Origin of the sequence: Nonomuraea sp. NPDC000554 (assembly GCF_040300065.1) — a bacterium.
GTDB lineage: Bacteria > Actinomycetota > Actinomycetes > Streptosporangiales > Streptosporangiaceae > Nonomuraea.
The window spans coordinates 1-4571 of sequence record NZ_JBEPDC010000063.1 but is presented as its reverse complement, the minus strand read 5'-3'; the positions used below and the strand labels follow the sequence as shown (position 1 = coordinate 4571).

Here is a 4571-nt window from a genome sequence, read left to right as displayed (position 1 = left end):
GGCACCCCCATCACCTGGACCAACCTCTTCACCAACACCAACGCCAAAACCACCAACCTCCCCACCTACCCCTTCCAACACCACCACTACTGGCTCAAAGCGGCATCGGTCGCCGCAGACGCAGATGGGCTGGGGCAGGCCTCGGCGGATCACCCTCTGCTGGGCGCCGCGGTGGAGTTGCCTGAGCAGGGCGGTGTGGTGCTGACCGGGCGAATCTCGATCGCCACACATCCGTGGCTGGCCGACCACGCGGTGGGCCAGAAGGTGCTGTTCCCCGGCACCGGCTTCGTGGAGTTGGTGGTTCGTGGGGGCGACCAGGTCGGCTGTCCGGTGGTGGAGGAGCTGACACTCGAGACGCCGCTGGTGATCGAGAGGGATGAACCGATCCTCATTCAGGTGGCTGTGGCCGCCGCCGATGATGACGGGCGGCGTGAGGTGACGGTGCACGCGCGCAGCGGCGCGCGGCCGTGGACACGCCATGCTTCCGGGATCGTCGCCGTGGCAGACAGCGGCCATGCGGCGGGCTTCGACTGGGGGCAGTGGCCGCCGGCGGGGGCTCAGGCGGTGGATGTGTCGGGCCATTACGAGACACTGGCCGCTGCGGGGTACGGCTATGGGCCGGCCTTCCAGGGGCTCAAGCGGGCCTGGATGCGCGACGGTGAAGTGTTCGCCGAGGTGGAGCTCGGCGAGCGGGAGGTTGGCGAGGCCGGCCGTTATGGCCTCCACCCGGCGTTGCTGGACGCCGCACTGCACGCCATCGGCGTGGTTGAACAACTCTCCGACGCGGACGCCTCCGCCGACAAGAAGATCACTCTCCCCTTCGCCTGGACCGACGTGCGACTGCACGCCTCCGCCGCCAGCCACCTGCGGGTACGTCTGCATCGCGCTGACGACGGTGCGGTGGCCCTGGAGGCAGGAGACTCCGCAGGACAGGCCGTGGCCTCAATCGGTTCGCTCATCCTGCGGGAGCTCGCCGACCAAAAGCCGACCGCGACCACATCATCGCCGTCGCTGCGGCGAATGGACTGGGTGCCGTTGGCGGGTGAGCCGGTGGGTCTGCCGATGGCCGATGTGGCGGTGGTGGGTGAGCGGTGGCCTGGCCTGGTCGCGGCTGTGGAGTCGGCTGGTGCCGGCATCGAGGAGTATGCCGATGTGGCGGCGCTGGATTCTGCGCTGGCCTCCGGAAAGGATGCCCCCGGCGCGGTGGTGATGCGCCTGGTGACCAGCGAGGACGAGCACGCGCCGCTGGAGCACCTGCGTTCTGAGCTGGATCGGGTTGTGGGGGTGCTGGCTGATGAGCGGCTGGCTGAGATGCGGCTGGTGCTGGTCACCACGGGTGCGGTGACCGTCGAGACCGATCCCGATGTGGGTGGTTTGGTGGGGGCGGCGGTGTCGGGGCTGGTGCGTTCGGCTCAGGCCGAGAACCCGGGCCGGATCCTGCTGATAGACCTCGACAATGCGGCCGAATCGCTCACCGCCCTGGCCTCACTGCTGGGGATGGAGGACGAGCCGCAGGTGGCGGTACGTGCCGGCCGGGTGCTGGTGCCACGCCTGGCGCGAGCCGAGTCCGGCGACGATCTCTCCATCCCAGAGGGAGCGAGTGGGTGGCGGTTGGACTGCCCGGTCAAGGGATCGATCGACGGGCTGAGCCTGGTACCGGCGCCCGAAGCCGATCGGGACCTGGCCCCGGGCGAGGTGCGGGTGCAGGTCCGCGCCGCCGGGCTGAACTTCCGGGACGTGCTCAACTCCTTGGGCATGTACCCAGGTGAGGCCGGGGCCATGGGCGTCGAGTTCGCCGGTGTGGTGGCCGAGGTCGGCCCTGAGGTGGAGGGGCTGCAGGTCGGGGATCGGGTGATGGGCCTGGGGGAGGGGACGTTCGGTCCTCGCTTGGTGGCTGATCGGCGGATGGTGGCGAGGATGCCGTTTGGGTGGGGTTTTGCCCGTGCGGCGTCGGTTCCGGGTGCGTTTGCGACTGCCTGGTATGGGCTGGTGGATCTGGCCGGACTCGCGCGTGGTGAACGGGTGCTGATCCATTCGGGCGCGGGTGGGGTGGGGATGGCCGCCATCCAGATCGCCCGCCATATCGGCGCGGAGGTGTTCACGACCGCCTCACCAGGCAAACACCACATCCTGCGCGCCCTCGGCCTCCCCGACGACCACATCGCCTCCTCCCGCGACCTGGACTTCGCCCACACCTTCCCCCGCATGGACGTGGTGCTCAACTCGCTGGCCGGACCGTTCACCGACGCCTCCCTCGACCTGCTCACCGAGAACGGCCGGTTCATCGAGATGGGCAAAACCGACCTGCGTGAGCCGGAAGAGCTGGCTACCACTCACCCCGGCGTGCGCTACCGCAGCTTCGACCTGATGGATGCCGGGCATGAGCGTATCGGTCAGATCCTGGTCGGTCTGCTGGAGCTGTTTGCCCAAAGCGAGTTGGTGGCGTTGCCGGTGCGGTGCTGGCCGGTACGGCAGGCGCGCCAGGCGTTCCGGTTCATGGCCCAGGCCCGTCATACCGGCAAGATCGTGCTGGCCGTCCCGCACACCATGGACCGGGAGGGCACGGTTCTGGTCACGGGCGGCACGGGTGGACTGGGCGCCATCCTGACCCGCCACCTGGCCGGGCACCACCAGGTCAAACACCTGCTGCTCGCCTCCCGCAGAGGAGAGCAAGCACCTGACGCCGACCAGCTCCGCACCGACCTGGAGGCCGCCGGCGCCAGCGTCGACATCGTCGCCTGCGACCTGTCCGACCCCGGCCAGGTCACCACACTCCTGGAGCGTGTCCCTGCCGAGCACCCCCTGACCGCGCTCTTCCACACCGCGGGCGTGCTCGATGACGGCGTGATCACCTCCCTCACCCCCGACAAGATCGACCGGGTGCTGCGGCCCAAAGCCGACGCCGCCTGGCACCTCCACCACGCCACCCGCCACCTCGACCTGGCCGCGTTCGTCCTCTACTCCTCCTCCGCCGGCACTCTCGACAGCGCCGGACAAGGCAACTACTCCGCAGCCAACGCCTTCCTCGACGCCCTGGCCATCCACCGGCAAGCCACCGGCCTACCCGCCCAATCCCTCGCCTGGGGAATGTGGTCGGCGGACACGGGTGGCATGACCCGCCAAATGGCCGATATCGATGTTGAGCGGCTGATCCGTTCAGGTTTCACCGCGATGGACGCCGATGAAGGCATGCAACTGCTCGACGCCGCTCTGACGATGCCGCACCCCTTCCTGCTCCCGCTGCCCATCAACACCCGCACCCTTGCCAAACGCGACGACGGCATACCGGCCATCCTGCGCGGCCTGGCCCACACCCCCACACGCCGCACCGCACACGCCGGACCCGTCCCAGACGGCGAATCAGCACTGCAAAAGCGCCTGGCCGGGTTGTCCCCGGCCGACCAGGAGCACGTGCTGGTGTCGCTGGTGCGCTCCGAGGCAGCCGGTGTATTGGGACACGCATCCGAGGCTCATGTGGATCCGGACAGGAGCTTCAGCGAGCTCGGATTCGACTCCCTGACGTCGGTCGAGCTGCGCAACCGGCTGAGCAGGGCCACCGGGCTCCGACTGCCGGCAACGCTCATCTTCGACTACCCCAACGCGGTCGCCATCGCCGAGTACATGGGCAGCCAAATCCTGCCGAAGAAGGAGCCGGTCGAATCGCAGGTACTGCACAGCCTGGACGAGCTGAGCCGGCTGATGGGCAAGGTCTCCACCGATGTCGAGGGACGGACGGAGATCACGGTTCGCCTCCAGAGGCTCGTGGACGAGTGGCGCGGAGGCCGACCCGGAGCGGCCGAGGAAAGCACTGTGCGTACGGCAAGCGCGGACGAGCTGTTCTCACTGATCGACAAGGGTCTGTGAAGTCCCCAACCGGTTGTCCACACGAAACGCAAACCTGATACCCCTTAGGAAGGCGGGACTGGCATGGCTGACGAAGAGAAGCTCCTCGCGTACCTCCGGCGAGTGACCGAAGATCTCCAGCAGGCCAACCGACGTTTGCGTGACGTTGAGACAAAGGAGCGCGAGCCGATCGCGATCGTGGGCATGGCCTGCCGCTACCCCGGCGGAGTGAACTCGCCAGAGGACTTGTGGAACTTGGTGCTGAACCGCGAGCAGGGCATCGTTCCGTTCCCGAAGGACCGGGGCTGGGACCTGGAAGCCTTGTATGACCCGGACCCGGACACCAGCGGGACGACCTACGCGCGCGCGGGCGGCTTTCTCGATGGCGCCGACGAGTTCGACCCGGCGTTCTTCGGGATCGGTCCGCGTGAGGCTGTGGCGATGGACCCGCAGCAACGGGTGGTGCTCGAGGTCGCGTGGGAGGTTCTGGAGCGCGCCCGGCTCCACCCAGGTTCGTTGCGCGGCACCCCCACGGGCGTCTTCATCGGCGCCTTCGCCAACGACTACGAGGTGGGGCGGGGGCCATTGCCCGAAGGCAGCGAAGGTTACCTGGGAACGGGCAACTCCAGCTCTGTCATCTCCGGTCGGGTGGCGTACACGCTGGGGTTGGAGGGTCCTGCGGTGACGGTGGACACGGCCTGTTCCTCTTCGCTTGTGGCCATTCATCT

At 68.2% G+C, this 4571-nt stretch carries 2 protein-coding genes; both read left to right on the top strand.

Features of this window, described 5'->3' with window-relative positions; genetic code table 11:
- Window positions 1–3864: SDR family NAD(P)-dependent oxidoreductase (locus ABT294_RS50580; protein WP_350813724.1), on the top strand; the 3864-nt coding region annotated here is incomplete at its 5' end.
- 63 nt (window positions 3865–3927) lie between these two features.
- Window positions 3928–4571, top strand: a 644-nt coding sequence (locus tag ABT294_RS50575) for a beta-ketoacyl synthase N-terminal-like domain-containing protein (protein ID WP_350813723.1), incomplete at its 3' end; no start/stop codon positions are given.